14 protein-coding genes are annotated in these 19,976 nt (G+C 60.4%); 12 read left to right on the top strand and 2 right to left on the bottom strand.

What is annotated here, in order from left to right; translation table 11 throughout:
* The first annotated feature begins 15 nt into the window (after positions 1 to 15).
* The 4 genes from FXO12_RS18660 to FXO12_RS18645 all read left to right on the top strand — a co-directional run bounded on the left by FXO12_RS18660 (position 16) and on the right by FXO12_RS18645 (position 7,984).
* A complete protein-coding gene (locus tag FXO12_RS18660; protein ID WP_057975235.1) occupies positions 16 to 1,008 on the top strand; it encodes an AraC family transcriptional regulator in 993 nt (330 codons plus the stop codon).
* A gap of 127 nt (positions 1,009 to 1,135) precedes the next feature.
* Positions 1,136 to 2,170, top strand: coding sequence for a histone deacetylase family protein (locus tag FXO12_RS18655; protein ID WP_057975234.1), 1,035 nt, complete (start codon positions 1,136 to 1,138; stop codon positions 2,168 to 2,170).
* Positions 2,167 to 3,258 carry a polyamine ABC transporter substrate-binding protein gene (locus FXO12_RS18650; protein ID WP_054896069.1) on the top strand — a complete coding sequence of 364 codons (1,092 nt, stop codon included), beginning with the start codon at positions 2,167 to 2,169 and terminating at the stop codon, positions 3,256 to 3,258. Before FXO12_RS18655 ends, FXO12_RS18650 begins: the two co-directional genes overlap by 4 nt.
* A 115-nt stretch (positions 3,259 to 3,373) precedes the next feature.
* Entirely contained in the window at positions 3,374 to 7,984 is a 4,611-nt protein-coding gene (locus FXO12_RS18645) for a dermonecrotic toxin domain-containing protein (RefSeq protein WP_057975233.1), read from the top strand.
* Positions 7,985 to 7,989: 5 nt separating this feature from the next.
* On the opposite strand, the gene FXO12_RS18640 is transcribed toward FXO12_RS18645, so the two are convergent.
* The gene (locus tag FXO12_RS18640) at positions 7,990 to 9,528 is read right to left on the bottom strand and encodes a PLP-dependent aminotransferase family protein (protein WP_057975232.1); all 1,539 of its coding nucleotides are present in this window, start codon (positions 9,526 to 9,528) and stop codon (positions 7,990 to 7,992) included.
* Between the two features lie 87 nt (positions 9,529 to 9,615).
* On the opposite strand from FXO12_RS18640, the gene FXO12_RS18635 reads away from it, so the two are divergent.
* From FXO12_RS18635 to FXO12_RS18625, 3 genes are read left to right on the top strand one after another with little or no spacing between them, the layout of a single operon-like run.
* Positions 9,616 to 10,254, top strand: coding sequence for an FMN-binding negative transcriptional regulator (locus tag FXO12_RS18635; protein ID WP_034129141.1), 639 nt, complete (start codon positions 9,616 to 9,618; stop codon positions 10,252 to 10,254).
* Positions 10,251 to 10,697, top strand: a complete 447-nt coding sequence (locus FXO12_RS18630) for a GNAT family N-acetyltransferase (RefSeq protein ID WP_057975231.1) — start codon at positions 10,251 to 10,253, stop codon at positions 10,695 to 10,697. Before FXO12_RS18635 ends, FXO12_RS18630 begins: the two co-directional genes overlap by 4 nt.
* A 10-nt stretch (positions 10,698 to 10,707) precedes the next feature.
* Entirely contained in the window at positions 10,708 to 11,379 is a 672-nt protein-coding gene (locus FXO12_RS18625) for a GNAT family N-acetyltransferase (RefSeq protein WP_057975230.1), read from the top strand.
* Between the two features lie 126 nt (positions 11,380 to 11,505).
* Here FXO12_RS18625 and FXO12_RS18620 read toward each other — a convergent pair whose 3' ends face one another.
* Positions 11,506 to 12,408, bottom strand: coding sequence for a homocysteine S-methyltransferase family protein (locus FXO12_RS18620; protein ID WP_034129144.1), 903 nt, complete (start codon positions 12,406 to 12,408; stop codon positions 11,506 to 11,508).
* A 114-nt stretch (positions 12,409 to 12,522) separates the two neighbouring features.
* Here FXO12_RS18620 and FXO12_RS18615 point away from each other — a divergent pair, with 114 nt between their 5' ends.
* The 5 genes from FXO12_RS18615 (at position 12,523) to FXO12_RS18595 (ending at position 19,942) form a co-directional block, all read left to right on the top strand.
* Positions 12,523 to 13,344 (top strand): ABC transporter substrate-binding protein, encoded by an 822-nt coding sequence (locus tag FXO12_RS18615; RefSeq protein WP_020302822.1) that lies wholly within the window; start codon positions 12,523 to 12,525, stop codon positions 13,342 to 13,344.
* Positions 13,341 to 14,111, top strand: coding sequence for an amino acid ABC transporter permease (locus tag FXO12_RS18610; RefSeq protein ID WP_014720547.1), 771 nt, complete (start codon positions 13,341 to 13,343; stop codon positions 14,109 to 14,111). Before FXO12_RS18615 ends, FXO12_RS18610 begins: the two co-directional genes overlap by 4 nt.
* A gap of 155 nt (positions 14,112 to 14,266) precedes the next feature.
* On the top strand, positions 14,267 to 17,233 hold the full coding sequence (locus FXO12_RS18605) for an autotransporter domain-containing protein (protein ID WP_057975228.1): 2,967 nt from the start codon (positions 14,267 to 14,269) through the stop codon (positions 17,231 to 17,233).
* Between the two features lie 111 nt (positions 17,234 to 17,344).
* The gene (locus FXO12_RS18600; RefSeq protein WP_057975227.1) at positions 17,345 to 18,673 is read left to right on the top strand and encodes an autotransporter domain-containing protein; all 1,329 of its coding nucleotides are present in this window, start codon (positions 17,345 to 17,347) and stop codon (positions 18,671 to 18,673) included.
* A gap of 333 nt (positions 18,674 to 19,006) precedes the next feature.
* Positions 19,007 to 19,942: a hypothetical protein gene (locus FXO12_RS18595; RefSeq protein WP_127880328.1), complete on the top strand. Its 936-nt coding sequence runs from the start codon at positions 19,007 to 19,009 to the stop codon at positions 19,940 to 19,942.
* The last annotated feature ends 34 nt before the right edge of the window (positions 19,943 to 19,976 follow it).

The following is a 19,976-nucleotide window of genomic DNA, read 5'->3' as shown; positions in this document are numbered from 1 at the left end:
AGGCTGGAATCGATCATGCTGCATTCACACCTGACCACCCTCAATGCGGTCTCGCTGATACTGGAGACGTTCAAGCCTGACGGCATACCCAGCCAAACCCTGCTGGCCGGCAGTGGCATCAGCAGCGCCGACCTGGGCCGCGCCGATACGCGTATTACCACTCATCAGGAAATGCGCGTATGCGCCAACGCCGTGGCGTTGCGCCGGGGTATCGGCTTGGAACTGGGCCGGCGCATGCATGTGTCATCCTACGGCATGCTCGGTTATGCACTGCTCACCAGTGCCACCTTCGGTGACGCTTTGCGCCTGGCCCTGCGCTACCCGGCGCTGTTGGGAACACTTTTTGAACTGAGCCTGGAGGAGGACGGCCAGCGTGTCTGGTTCAGCGCCAGTGACTATCGCGAAGATCCAGCCCTGCACGCCTTCAATGTCGAGTTCTGCCTGCTCTCGCTGAAAGTCATCGGCGACGATCTGCTCGGCCAACCACTGCCATTACTCGGCGCGCGCTTTGAATACCCAGCGCCCGACTATCGAGCACGCTACGCCGAACGCTTCGACTGCCCGCTGCAATTTGGCGCCGCCAGCAATGCCTTTGCGTTCGACCGTGACTGGCTCGATCAACCCCTGCCGCTGGCCGACGCCGTCACCCACTGCGCCATGGTGGAACGCTGCCGGCGGCAGAATGCCGAGTTCACCGGTCGCCAGGCCTGGCTGGGGCGTGTGCGCCTGTTACTGGCCGCGCAACTGAATGCCGCTCCGGGCCTGGAGGGACTGGCAGGGCAGATGAACTGTTCAGCACGTACCCTGCGCCGGCATTTGCATGATTTGGGCTGCAGCTATCAGGAGTTGCTCGACGAACTACGCTTCGAACGCGCCAAACATTTGCTGGGGGAGGATGAACTGCCGATCTACCGGATCGCCGAGCAACTGGGCTTCAGCGAGACCGCGAGCTTCAGGCATGCGTTCGTGCGCTGGAGCGGTGTGGCACCGAGTCAGTTCAGGCCTTAGCAAGGGGCGAATAGCGGACAGACACATTGGCCATATCGATCCCCTTTTGGCCGCTCCTGCCGTTCTCCAAAACCCGGCGTCTGGCAACACTGCAAGGCATACCCCAAAGCCTTCGGAGAACAACAACATGCTGACGATCTACTCGGACGATCATCATTTGCACCATGGCCGCTGTGAACTGATGGACGGGCAACTGATGCCCTGCTTCGAAATGCCCTCGCGCGCCGACCATGTGCTGCAACGGGTCAAGACGCGGGAGCTGGGGCCCGTGCAAGCGCCGCTGGACTTCGGCCTGGCACCGCTGCAACGTATCCACAGCCTCGACTACCTCGACTTCTTCAAAGGCGCCTGGCAGCGCTGGACCGAATACGGCCAGGACGGCGATCTGTTGCCCTACACCTGGCCTGCGCGCACGTTGCGCCGCGTGATGCCCACCAGCCTGCACGGCCAGTTGGGCTATTACAGCTTCGACGGTGGTGCGCCGATTACAGCCGGCACCTGGCAAGCGGCCTACAGCGCAGCACAAGTTGCCCTCACCGCCCAGGCCGCTATCGCCCAAGGCGCCCACAGTGCCTTCGCGCTGTGCCGCCCGCCGGGGCATCACGCCGCCAGCGATTTGATGGGCGGTTATTGCTACCTCAACAACGCGGCCATCGCAGCCCAGGCATTCCTTGATCAGGGCTGCAAAAAGATCGCGATCCTCGATGTGGACTACCACCACGGTAACGGCACGCAGTCCATTTTTTACGCGCGCAGCGACGTGCTGTTCACCTCGATTCACGGCCATCCGGAGGCAGAGTTTCCGTTCTTCCTCGGTTATGCCGATGAGCATGGCGAAGGCGAAGGCGCGGGTTTCAATTTCAACTATCCGTTGCCGGCCGGGTCCGGCTGGCAGGCCTGGAGCGCCGCGCTGGAACAGGCCTGCGCCGAAATCGAGTGCTACGCCGCCGACATCATCGTGGTGTCCCTGGGCGTGGACACGTTCAAGGACGACCCTATCTCGCAGTTCAAGCTCGACAGCCCGGACTACCTGACCATGGGCGCACGCATTGCCCGCCTGGGCAAACCCACGCTGTTCGTGATGGAGGGCGGCTACGCGGTGGAAGAAATCGGCATCAACGCCGTCAACGTGCTGGAAGGTTTCGAGGAAGCAGCCCAATGAACATACTCAAGTCGCTCGCCCTGTGCGCCGTGGTTGTCAGCGGCGCAGCCCAGGCCGAAGAAAAAACCCTGAAGGTCTACAACTGGTTCGACTACATCACGCCCAAGGCGCTGGAAGACTTCAAGGCCCAGCACCCGTCGATCAAGCTGGTGTACGACATCTTCGACACCAACGAAGCCCTGGAAGCCAAACTGCTCACCGGCAACTCCGGCTATGACGTGGTGGTACCGTCCAACGTTTTCCTGGCCAAACAGATCGAAGCCGGCGTGTTCCAGCCCTTGGACCGCAGCCAGTTGCCGAACTGGAACCATCTTGACCCCAAACTGATGAAGCTGATCGAAGCCAACGACCCCGGCAATCAATACGCCGTGCCCTACATGTACGGCACCATCCTGATCGGCTTCAACCCAGCCAAGGTCAAGGCGGCCCTGGGCGACAACGCCCCCGTGGACAGCTGGGACCTGATCTTCAAGGAAGAGAACATCAGCAAGCTCAAGCAATGCGGCGTCGCACTGCTGGACTCGCCCTCGGAGATCCTGCCCCTGGCGTTGCAGCACTTGGGCCTGGACCCCAACAGCAGCAACCCCAAGGACTACGACAAGGCCGAAGCGCTGTTGATGAAGATCCGCCCGTACATCACTTACTTTCACTCGTCCAAGTACATGGCCGACATCGCCAATGGCGACATCTGTGTCGCGGTGGGTTATTCCGGCAGTTTCTCCCAGGCCGCCAACCGTGCCAAAGAGGCAAAAAACGGCGTCTCCGTGGACATGCGCCTGCCCAAAGAGGGCGCGCCGATCTGGTTCGACATGCTCGCCATCCCCAAGGGCGCGCAAAACCCACAGGACGCCTATACCTTTATCAACTACTTGCTACAGCCCGAGGTTATTGCGCCCATCAGCGATTTTGTCGGTTATCCCAACCCTAACAAGGACGCGACCGAACGAGTCGATCCGACCATTCGCAACAACCCCAACCTCTACCCGACCGAAGCGGCGATGGCGACGTTGTATACGTTAAAGCCTCTGGGGCGTGATGCGGAGCGCGCCAGGACCAGAGCCTGGACCAAGATCAAATCCGGCACGTGAAACACTGGCGGGCGTAGATGCGCCTCGACGTATCTACCGCCCTCGACGCAACGCAGCTCGCTACTTTGCTCATTTGCGAAGCCCGTCCGGGCCATCGAATGCAGAGGAGCTGCACATGCCCAATGACACCGCTAATAATCACCGCCCGCCCAGTACCTATGAACTGCTTACCCAGTTAACCACCGGCCCCACCGCCCGGGAAGTTGCCGCCGCCACACTGCGCTCTGCACTCAAAGAGCTGTATCCCAACCTGAATATCGACCCCGATCTGGCCGTGGTAGTCAGCCCTCAATGGGAGGTGGTCGGTAACGCCGTCGAGCGCGCGCCCGCTACTGTGGAATCACTCACCTCGGTGCTTGCTCATCAGGCACTGTCCAGCGACAGGGTGACCTACCTCGACGGTCAACACTTCCTCACGCTACAACCCAACGCTACGGCTCCCGTACACCTCGCGGTGAAAATCGATGCCATTGCACGTCTGATCAACGAGTTATCAGACCTGCTGTTCGCCGCGTTCCAGGAGCAGCAGCTGGACTTCTGGAACGCGTCCAATGGCGCAGCCGGCCCACGCTGGCAGGCCTTCTCCAGCGCGTTGAGAAACGTGTGGAACATCACCGAAGAGCAAGGACTGGATGAGCACGAATGCGCCATGGCCCGCACGGTTTTTCATGAGCCCGACCGAGCCAGGCGCTCGCTGAAAGACCCCTATAAAACCCATGCCTACCTGGTTGACGTGGATATTCTTGAAGATGGCCAGTCTACCCACCTCTACTTCCTGGACCTTACCGTATTGGTGGGCGAACACGAGAACCGCCCGATGGTGCTGACGCACTCGCTTGTGAGCGGGTATGAGACGTTCGAGTCATTGGCCCAGTTCGGTGCTTCGCTGCCGGCAAGGCTGAATGCACCAGAGCAGGACGCTACCTTGCAATGGCGCTTGTACGAGCCTGATGGCAACTTCTTCGATGCGCTGGCCTGCACGCTGATCTCGCTGCAAATCCAGGTCATTGGCAGCCTCGGCGGGGCCGGCCTGCAGGATCAGCCGCCCGCCCCAACTGTCGCCCGGATCGTGCCGAGCATCGAAGAGATGAGCGATCACCAGTTGTCGAATATTCGCCAGATTCACCAACAACTCCCGGACTGGCTGACCTCGGCGACGGACTCCGATACCGCCGCCTACAGCCGCTATATGATCGACCTGGCCCAACTGCACACCCATTACCACGGCGAAACATTCCAGGACGGCATTCCGTCTATTCGTGACTATGCCCGGACTCAGTTGCACAGCCATATCCGCGTCCCGGAAAAGGGCGTGAGTCTGAATCTGGATAAGGTCGAGGTTGTGATTGAAAGCCCGGTTCTGTGGGGCACATTTGTCATTCCGGGTGCCGTCGACATCACTCGTCGTGACCTGATCGACCTGGCCCTGGAAAACCTTACCGGCTTGCCTACCGGCAACGCGACCGTGCACTACAACGGCAAGGACAACGGTGTACCCACCTGGCTGACTTACCGCTTTCTGAAAGACGTCATAGAAGACATTGATATAGGCCAGAACTACCCAGCCCTGGTCAAACAAAAACTGCTCGATGATCCGCTGCAATCGCGCCATCGACAGCAGATCTACACCCGCCACCTTCAGGTGCAACTGCCACTGCTGGCCTTGCAGATGAAAATCCGCGGCCAGGGCGGCGTCGATGAACGCGGTTACCGCTACATCGCCGCGGTGATGCACAACGAAGAACAGGAGCGCAAAGTAGATGGGCAGCCCATTGTCATTCGCTGCCTGGCCTTTGTGCCCACCTTGCGCCCCGGCCATGAGCAAGACGTGGTCGCCAATATGTTCGTGATCGGCCCGAGGCATTCCGACGCCGGCCCCTGCGTGCTTTATCGGCCCCTGCTCGAACCGACGCTGATGCAATTTGCATCGCGGCAAAACCTGCTGTACGCCATCAAACATGACCGTACCTTGCGCGAGTCAGTGCTGGCCTGGCTGCCCGACGCGCAACGCTTCAACTATGCACAATATGTGTTCCCCGACACCCTTCCCTCGCCCTGGACCGTGGTGCGCGCACTGGTCGAGCCGCTTACCGTGCTGTACATGAGCGGCCCCGTGACGCTGACCAACGAAGAAATAGGCAATGACGCGTTAGCGACGCTGTTCAAGGCCAATGCCAATGCCATGGTCGAATTGGCAACACGCCAGTCGGTATCCAACGTACAGAAACGGTGGGCGACCTTTCGACATGCAGGTTGGCAAATATTCAGTGCCGCGCTGCCGTTCATGGGCCGCACCCTGGGAGTCGCCGCCTGGATCTGGCAAATCATGGACGACCTGCAAGCTGCCGAGGAGGCCGTGAACAAGGATGACCACTCAACGGCCTGGACTGCGTTGGTGGATGTATTCCTCAACCTGGGAATGGCGCTGACTCTGCATATAGCCCTGCGCCATCCGCGACCTCGAAAGCAGTTCGATGCGGCCAGGATTGAGCCTGAATCCGAACAAACGACAATCGAAACGGTGAGCAAACCGCCGGTTGCCGAGAAAAAATATACCTGCGTGCAGCAACCGGATATTCCCGACAATCAACTACCTGCCAAGCATGAAGGTGCCGTACACACGCGCGGCGCCCTGAGCCATAGTCGCCTGGGACTGGCCAGAACACTCGACAGTTTTAATGTTGCCAAACCCGATAAGCTTGGCGAGCAAAATAAAACCCCCGGCCGCCACCTCAATCTCTATCCACTCGCGGATCGGTGGTTTGCACCCGTTGGTGAGCGCTGGTTCGAAGTCATCGTGGATGACAACGACAGTGTCATTATCATCGACTCCAAATCTCCCTTGCGTACAGGCCCGCCGCTGATCGGCAACCTGGCGGGCCAGTGGTTTGTCGACATCCGCCTGCGACTGCGCGGCGGCGGTCTTAGAAACCGCCGGCGGGCGGTCAAGGTCGATCAGCCTGCGCGCATTGCAGCACTCAAGAGGCAGCTCAACGCCTTTGACGCCGTCGCCGCCAGTCAACAACTGGACGTGCTTGAATCAAAGCCCGCGCTGGACGCTACCCCGGGGCCGTCCACGGACCTGCAGCGTACAGCGTTCATCGACAAGGTCGACAGGCGGCTGGCGGCGTACGACGAAGCGATCAGCCAGCTGAAGTCCTTGAGCATCATCGACACCGTACCCACCTACCAGAGCAACATGAGCGGTTACCTGAAACAACAGGTGCAACTGACACAAATAGCCATGGAGCAACAGGTGAAGAGCTACAAGAAAGCCTTGAAGGCGTCGTTGCCGGTTCTTGATGCCGAGGTAGACATTGACTATAAAAACCAGGCAAAAATCGCAAAAACCCTGTCCACTCAGAACCTTGGCATCATCAGGCGGCTGGAATTCATCAACGACCGCTTCAACGAACTTAAAACCCTGGGAGATGAAGGCGCGGCTATCATTCGTAAAACCATGCGAGAGTTGCCGCAGCTCACGCTCATTGAACTCAAATCTCTCGAGATTGGCTTGGGCCGTTACTTGTGTATCGATGAGACGCAAAGCCAGGTTCCAGCCACCGTGCGTGAGCGAATGGGCCAGATCGTCGATTCAGCCGAAATCAACGTTGAAAGTTTCAGTGAGATTATTGAACGCGGTAATGGCGCCTCGCTGGATAATCGTATCGAGGTGCTCAACAGCCTCGTTGAGCAATTTTCCAGCGCCGACCAACGCCTGCTGGATCTGCATGCCGATTACCCGCAGCACTTGCTCAAACCCCGCCTCGAACGTTTTCGCCTGCAAATAAGCGAGTTCAGCCAACGGGCCATCCACGACCTGGCCTACCTGCTGCGAGAGAAAAAAGCCCAGCAGCCCAAGCCCGGCAGCTCCAGGGCCGAGCCCGCCCCAAGGCGTAAAGTGATCAAGACACGTCATCACGGCTTGGTGATGGGTGAGCCCCGCGAAGCAGACAGTTCGTTGGTCGACGTCAAGGCACACATGACCGGCAAGGTGCTCGCCACGTTTCATGAGAAGGCACCGGGAGTCTGGGTTAAACGGCAGAAAGCCCCATCGCAGCCAAGCGCACCGGTAGCTGTGGATCTGGACACCAGCATCAACACGGGGCAAGCGCTATTGGATGGCGAACAAGCTGAAACCCGTAAATACCAGGGTTTCTCCAGGAAACCCTGGCATGCGCCGCAGGATATTCAAGACATGTTCGATGATCATGCAAAGGCGCTGGAAAAAGCCTCAAACGATATCGAAGAAGCCCTGACCCAGCGCAATCTTACTGAAAGCGATCACGCTTCTGCCGCCTCAACCAAGCGCCAGCTCAACGACGCGGCGCAACGCCTCTATCGGCTTGGTAAAAAACACTACATCGACATGATCAAGCATCAAGCGCCAACCGCCGAACGGGTTGACTGGCTCAACAGCCAAGGGTTGATCCGCATCGTCAAGGTCATCAGCCGCCGCCCCCTCAAGGGGCCCAAAAAGGACTATCTGGACGAGTACGAGATTCGCGACAAAGAAAACGGCACTGTGCTGTGGTACGCGCACTTTCACTATGAAACAAAAGATGCCGCGCTGGAAAACTTCACCAAGGATCACCTCAAGACCCGCGAGCAACAACGTCTAGGCGGTGCCTATCAGCGCACCGGCCCCAGTGACTGGGACATGATTGAAATCCATCGCAGCAGCATCGGCGCCCAACTGGCCCAATCGCTGTTCTTCAACACCTGATCGGCTTATGGCAGCCAAGCCAGACGCAAACGCTCCAGCGCCTGCGCAATGCCCGACTCAGGCACGGCAGCAAACCCCAGCACCAGGCCGGCGCGTTGGTCCGGCGGTGTGCTGGAGTCTGGCAGCCAATAGGTGCTCAAGCCGTTGATCTCTACACCGACTGCATGAGCTTGCTTTAGCAATTGTTGCTCGCGGGACACGCTGTCGACACGCACCGTCAAGTGCAGTCCCGCTGCAACGTTGGGCAATGGGCCAACACCGGGCAATGCCTCTGACCATCCAGCCAACAAGGCATTGCGACGGCTCAACGCAGCACGGCGCATCCGGCGAATGTGGCGCTGGAAGTGCCCCGCCGCCATGAACTCGGCCATCACCGCCTGGGTGCTGACTTCGGAGTGACGCACGTCCACCGCGCGGCGCCGGGTGAAGGCTTGCACCAGGCCCGGTGGCAACACCAGGTAACCCAGACGCAACGCCGGGAACGCCACCTTGCCGAAGGTGCCCACGTACAGCACGCGGCCACTGCGATCCAGCGCGGCCAATGGTGACAGCGGCGCGCCGCTGTAGCGGTACTCGCCGTCGTAATCGTCCTCCACGATCCAGCCGCCTGAACGCTCGGCCCAGGCCAGCAACTCCAGGCGGCGTGCCAGGCTCATCACCACGCCCAGCGGATACTGATGGGAAGGCGTGACATACGCCACGCGGCAATCATTGAGGGTACTGAGCACCTGGCAATCCATGCCCTCACCGTCCACCGGCACGCCGTGCAGTCGCCCCCCGGCCAAAGCGAATGCATGGCCGGCCGCGCGATAGCCAGGGTTTTCCACCGCCACGCCATCCCCAGGCTCCACCAGCAACTGTGCACAAAGGCTGATGGCCTGCTGTGCGCCGCTGGTGATCACAATTTGTTCAGCCGTGCATTGCATGCCACGCGAGCTGCGCAGGTACGCGGCGATCAAACCGCGCAGGCGGCGATCACCTGCCGGGTCGCCATAGCACAGCTGTTCCAGGTCGGGTTTGCGCCAGAACGCCCCATTCAGCTTGGCCCATACCTCAAACGGGAACAGATCGAAGGCGGGTACGCCCACGCGAAATGCCCGAGGCGGCCCCGAAGGCGGCTGAGGCAGGTGGTGGTCTTTTACCCGCGCCAACCCGGCACTGTGGATAACTTCGTCATCCAAATCCTCGGGTAAATTTGCCCATTTTGTGGATAACCCTGGGGATAAGCCTGTTGACAACCCTGTGGATACTTTTGTGGATAGTTTTTGGGGCATCGGCAATTGGGCAACATAGGTGCCATCACCCACCCGGCTCTCGATAAACCCTTCGGCATACAACTGGTCGTAGGCGCGCACCACGCTGTTGCGGGAAATCGACAAGGCTGTCGCCAAATCTCGGGTTGCGGGCAACCGCGTGCCGCTGACCAATCGCCCATCCAATACCCGCTGGCGCAGGGCCTCATAAAGCTGGCGCGTGAGGCCCTGGCGGCGGTCCAGCTCGATACCGGCGGGGTTGAAGGACAGCGGTGGCGAAACAGGCGGCATATTGGACCTATGAAAATAGCGCTAGATGGCTCTTACAACGAACCAATAGCCTGCCTAGGATGCAGGCATTCGCCAAGGAAAATCTCCATGTACACACCCCGCGCCTTTGCTCTCGATGACTTGCCCGAAATCCAGCAACTGATCCAGCACACCCGTCTGGCGCAGTTGGTAACCGTGGGTGAAAACGGCCTGCAAGCCAGCCACTTGCCCTTGCTGCTCAACCCCGATGAAGGGCCCAATGGCACGCTGTACGGTCACTTGGCCAAAGCCAACCCGCAATGGCGCGAGCTGCAAAATGGCGGTGAAGCGCTGGTGATCTTCGCCGGTGCCGACGCCTATATCAGCCCGGCGTTTTACCCCGCCAAGGCCGAGCACGGCAAAGTGGTCCCGACCTGGAACTACATCGCCGTGCACGCCTATGGCACGCCTGCGGTATTCAGCGACGCCGAGCGCTTGCTCAAGGTGGTCACCGCCCTCACCGACCGCCATGAAAGCGCCCGCGCCCAACCCTGGCGTGTCAGCGACGCACCGGCGGACTACATCGACGGCATGCTCAAGGCCATTGTCGGCTTTGCCCTGCCGATCGAACGCCTGGTGGGCAAACGCAAACTCAGCCAGAACCGCAGCGCCGCCGACATGGCCGGTGTCCGTGACGGCCTGGCCGCCAGTGCCGATGTACGTGACCAGACCCTCGCCCGCTTTATTCCCCAAGGAGTTTCAGAATGAGCTTGATCGACATTCGCCAGGTCACAGCCGCCGACCAAGCCGCCTGGCTGCCGCTATGGCAGGCCTACTTGGCGTTCTACAACACCGAATTGCCGGACGCCGTCAGCCAAAGCACCTGGCAACGCCTGATCGACCCCAGCGAGCCGACCCATTCGGCACTGGCTTGGGAGGACGGCAAGGCGGTGGGCATGGTCAACTTCATCTACCATCGCTCCAACTGGAGCATCGAGAACTCCTGCTACCTGCAGGACTTGCTGGTTGACCCAGCCCAACGTGGCACAGGCGTCGGTCGCAAGCTGATCGAATTCGTCTACGCCACCGCCAAGGCCGATGGCTGCTGCAAGGTGCACTGGTTGACCCATGAGACCAACGCCACGGCGATCCAGCTCTATGAGCGCATCGCCGAACGCCCAGGCTTCATCCAATTTCGCAAAGGTCTTTAAGGAGCACTGCATGATCAATTCCCTCGCTGATTGGAAAGGCGTCCCGGCGCCGACTGCGCAACTGCTTGAAGGGCATTTTATCCACCTGGAAAAGCTCGACCCGGCGCGCCATGCCGATCAACTGTGGCAAGCCCTTGACGGCCCAGGGGCCGATCCGAAGCTGTGGGATTACTTGCCCTACGGCCCGTTCACCGAGCGCAGTGCCTTCGACGCCTGGTTGAACAATCACGCAGCCCACAGCGACCCGTACTTTTTCAGCGTGATCGACCGTGCGACGGGCCAGGTTCAGGGCATCCTCAGCCTGATGTCCATCGTCCCGGCGCAAGGCCGTATCGAAATCGGTCACGTCACCTTCGGCGCACCCATGCAGCGCTCGCCGAAAAGCACCGAAGCGGTGTACCTGCTGGCCAAATATGCGTTCGAGCAGGGCTACCGTCGGCTGGAGTGGAAGTGCAACAACGGCAACGCGCGGTCCAAGTACGCAGCCGAGCGCTTGGGGTTCAGTTTTGAAGGGGTGTTCCGCCAGCACATGGTGGTCAAGGGGCAGAACCGCGATACGGCGTGGTATTCGATCCTGGATTCGGAATGGCCGAAGGTCGGTGCCGGGTTTGAGGCGTGGTTGTCGCAGGCGAACCAGAGTGGTTCGGGCCAGTTGAAGACACTCACAGAGTGTCGGGATTAATGCTCACATGTGTGGGAGCTGGCTTGCCTGCGATACAGACACCTCGGTGTATCAGGCAAACCAGTTGATGCCATCGCAGGCAAGCCAGCTCCCACATTGGAGGGTGGCGACTCTCGGAACTTAGGCTCAGCCAGCCAACTTCTGGGCCAGCACCGCAATATGCTCGGGTCCGATGCCGCAGCATCCACCCAGATGGCTGGCGCCGCGCGCTTGCCAATCGGCCGCCCATTGCAAGTAACCGGGCGGGTCGAGGTCGTCGCGCAACGGGTCCAGACCATCGTTGGCCGTGGCTTCCTTCGGTTGCGGTGGGAAAGCGTTGGCGTAGGCGCCGATCTGAATCGCTACACCCAATCGTTCGAAAGTTGCCCGCGCCGCATCAATGGCCGCGCCGATCACTTCCGGCTGGCTGCAGTTGAACAGCAATACCTGCACGCCCAGTTGCGCCGCCGCCTCGGCTGCGTCCGCCACCGGTTCGCCGGAGCGCAGGCGCGGCACCTCGTCGGTGTCTTCGTCTTTCAAGGTAAACGACAGCCAGAATGGCTTGCCATCTTTCGGCAACCCGGCATGGATCGCACGCGCTTCAGCGATTGAGCTCTGGGTTTCCGCCAGCCACAGATCGACATGCGGCGCCAGGCCGTTCACCAAGGGGGTGAGCAACTCACTGACGCGCTCGGCCTGGAACAGATCTGGGCGATAAGAGCCAAACAGCGGTGGCAGTGAGCCGGCTACCTGCACGGCTTTACCGGAGGCCTGCACCGCCCGTCGCGCCAACTCACCGGCCAGGGCGGCGAGCGCCTGCCCTTCTTGGGCAAACCGCGCTTCGCCAATGTGGAACGGCACCACCGCGTAACTGTTGCTGGTGATCACATTAGCACCACTGTCGATGTAGGCCGCGTGCACCGCCTCCACCGCTTGCGGCGCTTCGCTCAAGGCCAGTGCCGACCATTCCGGCTGACGGAACGGCGCGCCACGGCGTTGCAGTTCACGGCCCATGCCACCATCGAGAATTACTGTGCTTACTGCGCCCATATGCTTTTTACTCATATGCTTATGAAAATAACTCACTATGAGAGTCGTTCTTATAACTATTTAATGCGTACCGTTCGGTTAATAACAACCTCTTTTTTATTCAGGTGTTCGATTTTGAAATTCAGACCGCTGTTGGCCCTGGGCCTGACGATGTTGGCTGCTTCAACCCAAGCCTTTGGCGGTGCCACGCTGGATCGTGTCGAGCAGAAGAAAGAGCTGGTCGGCGTGCTGATGGAAAGCTATCCGCCGTTTTCATTTCTCAATGACCAGAATCAGCTCGACGGTTTCGACGTGGACGTGGCCAAGGCCGTGGCGCAAAAACTGGGCGTGAAGTTGCGCCTGGAAACCCCGTCCTGGGACGTGATCGCCGCCGGCCGCTGGAGCGGGCGCTACGACATCTGCATCTGTTCCATGACCCCAAGCAAGGCACGCGCCGAGGTGTTCGACTTCCCGGTGGAGTACTACGCTTCGCCCGCCGTGATCGTGGTCAATGCCAAGGACGACCGCATCCACGACGCCCGGGACCTGACCGGCAAAAAAGTCGGCCTCACCAGCGCCTCTAGCTACGAAAGCTACCTGAACAAGAACCTGGTGATCGAAGGCGCCGAAGACACGCAGTTGCAGTACCCGTTCGAGGAGGTGCAGATCGCCCCGTACGACACCGACAACGTGGCGTTCCAGGATCTGGGCCTGGGCGCTGGCGTGCGCCTGGATGCGATCCTCACCAACCTGGTCACCGCGCAGCCGCGCCTGACCCAGGACAAGCGTTTCAAGCTCGCCGGTGCGCCGCTGTACTCGGAGCCCAACTCGGTGGCCATCGAGAAAGGCGACCCGCAGTGGGACAGCAAAGTGCGTGAGGTCTTCGCCCAGCTCAAGCAGGACGGCACCTTGAGCGCGCTGTCGCAAAAATGGATCGGCGCCGATATAAGCCGATGAGTTTTCGCCTACGGCTTTACCTGACCTGGGCGGCGCTGTTCGCCCTGTTTGCGAGTTTTTTCCTGAGCTTTGACCTGAAGTTCTCGATCATCCTCGACAAGCTGCCCAACCTGGTCGGCCTGCACCTTGCGCCCAACGGCTTCCTGCAAGGCGCGGCGCTGACGCTGTTCTTGTGCCTGTGCGCCATTGTCGCGTCGTCGGTGCTGGGCTTTATCACCGCGTTGGGGCGCCTGTCCAAAAGTGCCGTGGCGTTCGGCATTGCCAGTTTCTACGCCTCGTTCTTTCGCGGCACGCCGCTACTGATCCAGATCCTGTTGATCTACCTGGGCCTGCCGCAATTGGGGCTGGTGCCAGGCGCCATCGTCGCCGGGATCATCGCGTTGTCACTGAATTACGGCGCCTACCTGAGCGAGATTTTCCGGGCCGGCATCCTCGGCGTGCCCCACGGCCAACGCGAGGCTGCGCTGGCCCTGGGCATGCGCGACAGGGCGATCTTCTGGCACGTGACCCTGCCCCAGGCCATGCGCACCATCATCCCGCCGGCCACTAACCAGTTCATCTCGATGCTCAAGGATTCGTCGCTGATCTCGGTGATGGGCGTGTGGGAAGTGATGTTTCTGGCGCAGTCCTATGGCCGCTCAAGCTACCGCTATATCGAGATGCTCACGACGGCGGCGATCATTTATTGGGTGATGTCCCTGGGGCTCGAATTGATCCAGGCGCGGATGGAGCGGCATTTCGGCAAGGGCTACGTGCGGCGCGGTTGACGTGCAGAATGTGCAATATATTGCAGCGCTCAGGCTGAATAGGCTCAAGGATCTGCAATAGATTGCATATTCATTGTCGTCATCTTTTCGACACATTCCTGCAACTCCCCTCCGCTATACAGGTCGACTCGCTTGCCATAACAAGGTCGCCCAGCATGCCCCCGTCTCCTCAACGCCTCGCGCTCGCCATCACCCTGTTGGCCAGCGGTGGTTTCATCGAAGCAGCCGCAGCCAAAACCCTGCAGATCGACACGCCTACCCCCCAGGGGCAAACCTTGGGGGGCAGTGATACGTTGACCACGTCGGCGCCTGGCAGCATTACAACCTCTGGGGTGGCGGTGACGCTCAAGGACGGCACCCGCGGTGCGGGGGTGGTGGTGACTAACGCGGGCAAGCTGGTCTCCAGTGGCGGTCGGGGTATCGACAGTTCAGGAAGTGTCAGCGGGGAGCGCAGGTACAGCATTTACAACCTTGCCGGCGGGGTGATCCAAGGCGCCAATGATGCGTTGCGCATCAACAATAACTTTGCCAGCGGTAGCGTGCTGATCGACAACAGCGGCACCATTCGCTCGGCCACCGGCCAAGGGCTGGACCTGGATGCGCTGCGCAGCAGCAACGTCACCACCACCATCATCAACCGTGCCGGTGGCTTGATTCGCGGGGAGGCCAGCGACGGCATGAAGACCGGCGCCAACGCCACTATCACTAACTACGGCGAGATTTCCACCGGCAACACCTTCTCCCGCGATGACAAGTTCGATGGCGTGGACATCGACTCCGCCAGCGGCGTAACGGTCACCAATTACGGCCTGATTTCCGGTGGCCGCCATGGCATCACCACGGACGAGGGCGCCACGCTGACCAACTACGGCACGGTGATCGGCCGCAACGGCTCGGGCTTTGGTTCCGATGGCGACGGCACTGTGATCAACCACGGCACCATCACCGGCGCGTTCTCCGGGCTGCAACCGGATGGCGACGGTGACGGCGTGGACATCGACAAGATCGCCCATATCGAAAACTACGGCGTCATCCAGGGTGTCGGCGCCGGGGGTGTCGACAAGAACGGCTTTGCCAACGGCAGCGACGGGATCGCCCTGGGCGGCGGCGCTATCTACAACGCCCAGGGCGCGCTGATCAGTGGTGCCAACAATGCCATCCTGGTGGACGACGGCAGCGACGGGCCCGGGCTTGCGACTACCACCCTGGAGAACCACGGCACGATTCAAGGCCTGGATGGCTTTGGTGTGAAGTTCGTCGGCAATTACGCCGACACAGTCATCAATAGCGGCACGATCAGTGCCAGCAATGGCCTGGCCCTGGACTTGGGCGGCGGTGACGACCACGTGATCTTGCGCAATGGCAGCCGCTTTATCGGCACAGTGGACGGCGGCAGCGGTTACGACCGACTGACCCTGGACGACGTCGCAGGGGGCAGTTTTGGCGACAGCCGCAACCTTGAATGGCTGGAGGTCAAGCAAGGCATCTGGACGTTGACCGGCCAGGGTGATTTCAGCGACGGCGGCGAGATTTCCAGCGGTGCCAAGCTGGTCAACCAAGGCGGCATTGCCGGTAATGTGACGGTCGATGCAGGCGGTGTGTATGCCGGCGGCGGCTCGGTGGGCAGCCTGCTGATGAACGGCACCCTGCAGACCAACACCGCATTGGGTACCGCCAGCATCAGCCGTGACTTGCGCATGGGCAGCGGCTCGACCCTCGCCTATGGCGTCAACGCCGACGGCAGTAGCGCACCGATCAAGGTCGGCGGCACCGCTTACCTTAATGGCGCGACCCTGGCGGTCAACCCCGGCGAAGGCACCTACCCGTGGCAAAGCCATTACAGCGTGCTGCAAGCCGGTAGCATCAACGGCACGTTTGGCAAGGTTACCAGCGACTACGCCTTCCTGACCCCAACCCTGGACTACAGCGCCACTCAGGTCGGCCTCACGTACACACGTAACGACATCGCCTTCAACCAGTTCGCCAGAACCGCCAACGGTGCCAGCGCCGCCAGCAGCCTGGCGGGCCTGGGCACGAACAATCCGCTGTACAACGCCCTGCTCAATACCACCACCGCCACGGCCGGTGCAGCCATCGAACAACTGGCGGGTAGCAGCACTGCGAGCCTCACCAGCGCCACCCTCAATGCCAGTGCTCAAGTGGGCAACAGCATGCTCACCGCCATGCACCAGGTGGGCGGCGGTGCGGGACTGCTGGTGGGGCTGGACGGCAAAGACACACCCGCACTGGCGGCCACCGGCGTACCCGCCGAGGTGCGCAACCTCAATGACCCGAACGCCCGCGGCCGCCTGTGGCTGCAAGGTATCGGCAGCTACGGCAAGCTCGACGGCGAGCACGGCAGTAACGGTTTGACCCAACGCACCAAGGGCACAGTGCTCGGTGCCGATTGGGCGCTGGACGGCGACTGGCGCCTGGGGGTGCTGGGGGGTTATTCCAAGACCGACCTGGACACCGCCGGTGTGGACGGCAGCGTCGACAGCTGGCACGCCGGCGTCTATGCCCTGCGCCAGAGTGGCCCACTGGCCTTGCGCCTGGGTGCTGCCTACAGCGGGCACCAAGGCGACAGTAAACGCACGGTGGCCTTCAACGGTTTTAACGACCGCCCCAAAGGCGACTATGACGCCAACAGCCAGCAGGCTTTTGCTGAACTGGGCTACGCCCTTGGCACAGGTCGCTTGAGCGCAGAGCCGTTCGCCAACCTCGGCTACCAGCGCTACCAGCGCGACGGTTATAAAGAAAAAGGCGGCGCCGCTGCGTTACACGTCAAGGGCCAGACCCAGGACAACTTCAGCAGCACCTTCGGCCTGCGCCTGGCGCACCTGAGCCAGCTGGACAACGGCGTCAGCCTCACACCCCGCGCCAGCGTTGGCTGGAAGCACACCTATGGCGATGTCGACAGCACCACCGGCCAGGCTTTCCTGGCGGGGGGCACGGCGTTCAATGTGCAAGGCAGCGCCCTGGATCGGGACAGCCTGTTGCTGGAAGCGGGCCTGGACCTGGGCTTATCCGCCCGCCATCGCCTGGGCCTGGGCTATACAGGCGAAGTGGGCGGCAACAGCCGCAACCATGCACTGACCGGCCAATGGCAGATGAGTTTTTAATCGCACCGTACTAGAGACAACTCCCGCAAATCAGGGGTCGATGGCCTGACAGTTATCCCCCCCTCACCTCGCCTAAATTCCCGGCCTCATTAATCAAGAGGTTGGGACTGCATGCCATTCACCTTACAGCGACTCGTGCTCGTCATGTCCTTCGGGCTGGCCGCCAGCAGCATTCAATTTGCCCAAGCGCAGGGAAGCGTGGAACACGTGTTCGATCGGTCCGGGATCACAGAACTGACCGGGTCAATCAATCGTGACGGCGTCTTGCATCGCCTTTCGACAGACGCCCCCGTCGATTTTTACCTGGCCGAACACACAAACACTCGCAACGGCCAGCGCCTGGCGCTGGCCGTTGACGCGGCGGTAAAATCGCTACTTGAATCAGACAAACTCACCCCCTGGGACAGGTACGAACTGGGCAATATCGGCGAATACCTCAATAACCTCGCACCGGGGAAGGTCGCTCAGGCCCTCGAACAACTCGCGGGCAGCCAGAACGCCAACCTTGCCGCAGCCACCCAAATGAGCACGCAACAGGTCAGCGACACGCTGCTCTCGGTCCTGCGCGACCTGCCAGCAAACGTCGCAGACGATGCCGATGGCCGCATCTGGGTAAAAGGCCTCAGCCACAACGGCAAACTTGACGGCCAATATGGCAGCGTCGGGTTGCAGCAAAGCACCAAGGGCGTTGTTCTGGGCGCCGACTGGGCAGTCGATCACGCTTGGCGTGCCGGTGTGGTGGGAGGCAAATCCGAAAGCGAGTTTGAGCACAAGCGTTTCAAAGCAGCGCTCGACAGCTGGCATCTGGGCGCATACGCCGTACGCCAGGACGGCCCGCTGGCTCTGCGCCTGGGTGCCATCCACAGCAACCATGACGGGCAAAACAAACGCGGTGTCGATATCGACTTCTTGGGTTATCGCGAGCAACTCAAAGGCAAATACACGGCCCAAAGCCAAACCGTGTTTGGCGAAATGGGCTACCAGCTGGGCAAGGATACGTTAAGCGTCGAGCCGTTCGCAGGCCTGGGGTACCAGCGCTACCATCGTGAAGGCTTCAAGGAGAAAGGCGGCTTTGCGGCGTTGAATGTCGGTGCGCAAACCCAGCAAAACCTCAGCAGCACCCTGGGGCTTCGCTTGGGCAGCCTTTATCGTTTTGATAACAAAATGAGCCTGTCCCCGCATTTGAGCACCCACTGGAAGCACCTCTACGGCGACGTGCAAAGCAGCGTGAAGCAATCTTCCCGACTGATTGACCTGACCGGAGAAAAGAGTGATTTCACCGTCGATGGTGTCTCGCTGAACCGCGACAGCCTGGCCCTGCGCACGGGGTTGGACATAGGCCTTTCTGCTCATCAGGCACTGAGCGTCGCGTACACCGCTGAGGTCGGCAGTAACAGCCGTAACCATGGGCTGGTAGGCGAATGGAAGATGGGGTTTTAAGACAGCAACTGAGGAAACTTCACGCTCAAGCCGGTTACAACGCCTGACATTAAGCCGGTGATTGTGCTCGCTACACTCCGGCCTCCTACACCGAAGAGGCCGGAAACCATGATCTCGCCATTCTCGTATATCCCTTCCATGGGCATGCTGTTTGCCCATGGCACCCAGTCCCTCGCCGCTGCCGTCACCCCGGCCACACCAGCAGAGCCACCTGCACACCCGCCAGCGTTGTCTGGCGAGCTCAAGACTGCCCATAGCCAACCGTCCAATGGCTTGCTCAATACCCATACCATCAAACTCATGACTACCCCAGGCTCAGCGAGCAGTCACGGTATGAATATCGACCACTTGGCCAAACTGACCCAAAGCGACGCCAATCTGGCTAACCCCCACCTCATGACAGCCGTTGAAATCGTCAACAGCCCGGATGTACAGATCAAGGCGCCTGTTCATGGCTTGGTCAGCTCCGGGCTCACCTCTGTCTGGCTGGATAACCGAGGGGGCATCACCGGTGCAACAGGCACGGGTGTGAAGCTGGACGGAAATAAAGCCGATGAAGTGACCAATCAGGGCGTTATCACCGGCGGCAACGGCGTAGCCCTCGACATGGGAGGCGGTGACGATCTGTTGATTATCAAGAAAGGCAGCCGTTTCAACGGCGAAGTGGATGGGGGCAGTGGCACCAATCAGGTGATTCTCGACGATGCTGAAGGAGGGACTTTTGAAGGGGCGACAAGAATGCAGCATCTGTGGGTCGGCAAAGGCTCCTGGGAGCTGACCGGTGCACTGCACGCCAACCGACAAGGCAAGGTGTACAGCGACGCGACGTTGATCAACCGTAGTGGGATCAAGGGCACAATGGATATCGAGCCGGGCGCGAGCTACTCCGGCGGTAACGTCGACAATCTTAACGTAGCCGGCACCCTGCTGCTCGACCCCGCTATTACGGCGCGGACAAGGATCACCAATGATCTGAATCTGAAACCAGGATCGAGCGTGAATTTCAAAATCGGCGTGGATCAACAGCACTCCGTGCTGAACGTCGGCAACACATTAACGTTGGGGAACCCCACCCTGCACCTTGACGTACAGCCAGAGAGCGACGAGTTGCTCAAGCGCCAGCTACCCATCGCCAAAGCGACCACCATTGATGGGAGGTTCGGCGCCATCAGCAGTAACCTGACCACCCTGGAACCTGAATTGATCTACACCCCGAAGGGCATTTTTGTCGAATTCAAACGCAAGGAGAGCCCGGCAATCACCGCCTGATGGTCAAAAAATCAGCAAAAAAAAGGGGGCACAT

It is taken from the genome of Pseudomonas sp. J380 (genome assembly GCF_009827115.1).
GTDB classification, from domain to species: Bacteria; Pseudomonadota; Gammaproteobacteria; order Pseudomonadales; family Pseudomonadaceae; genus Aquipseudomonas; species Aquipseudomonas paracarnis.
Note: the sequence above shows the minus strand (reverse complement) of the source record. Positions and strands in the feature narration are given on the sequence as shown.

Excerpts from the sequence above, each read along its gene's own strand:
- FXO12_RS18640 (WP_057975232.1), bottom strand. The coding sequence starts at position 9,528 with ATGCCGCCTGTTTCGCCACCGCTGTCCTTCAACCCCGCCGGTATCGAG.
- FXO12_RS18620 (WP_034129144.1), bottom strand. The coding sequence starts at position 12,408 with ATGGGCGCAGTAAGCACAGTAATTCTCGATGGTGGCATGGGCCGTGAA.
- FXO12_RS18595 (WP_127880328.1), top strand. The coding sequence starts at position 19,007 with ATGAATATCGACCACTTGGCCAAACTGACCCAAAGCGACGCCAATCTG.
- FXO12_RS18645 (WP_057975233.1), top strand. The coding sequence starts at position 3,374 with ATGCCCAATGACACCGCTAATAATCACCGCCCGCCCAGTACCTATGAA.
- FXO12_RS18625 (WP_057975230.1), top strand. The coding sequence starts at position 10,708 with ATGATCAATTCCCTCGCTGATTGGAAAGGCGTCCCGGCGCCGACTGCG.
- FXO12_RS18610 (WP_014720547.1), top strand. The coding sequence starts at position 13,341 with ATGAGTTTTCGCCTACGGCTTTACCTGACCTGGGCGGCGCTGTTCGCC.
- FXO12_RS18605 (WP_057975228.1), top strand. The coding sequence starts at position 14,267 with ATGCCCCCGTCTCCTCAACGCCTCGCGCTCGCCATCACCCTGTTGGCC.
- FXO12_RS18655 (WP_057975234.1), top strand. The coding sequence starts at position 1,136 with ATGCTGACGATCTACTCGGACGATCATCATTTGCACCATGGCCGCTGT.
- FXO12_RS18635 (WP_034129141.1), top strand. The coding sequence starts at position 9,616 with ATGTACACACCCCGCGCCTTTGCTCTCGATGACTTGCCCGAAATCCAG.
- FXO12_RS18630 (WP_057975231.1), top strand. The coding sequence starts at position 10,251 with ATGAGCTTGATCGACATTCGCCAGGTCACAGCCGCCGACCAAGCCGCC.
- FXO12_RS18650 (WP_054896069.1), top strand. The coding sequence starts at position 2,167 with ATGAACATACTCAAGTCGCTCGCCCTGTGCGCCGTGGTTGTCAGCGGC.
- FXO12_RS18600 (WP_057975227.1), top strand. The coding sequence starts at position 17,345 with ATGCCATTCACCTTACAGCGACTCGTGCTCGTCATGTCCTTCGGGCTG.
- FXO12_RS18660 (WP_057975235.1), top strand. The coding sequence starts at position 16 with ATGCTGCATTCACACCTGACCACCCTCAATGCGGTCTCGCTGATACTG.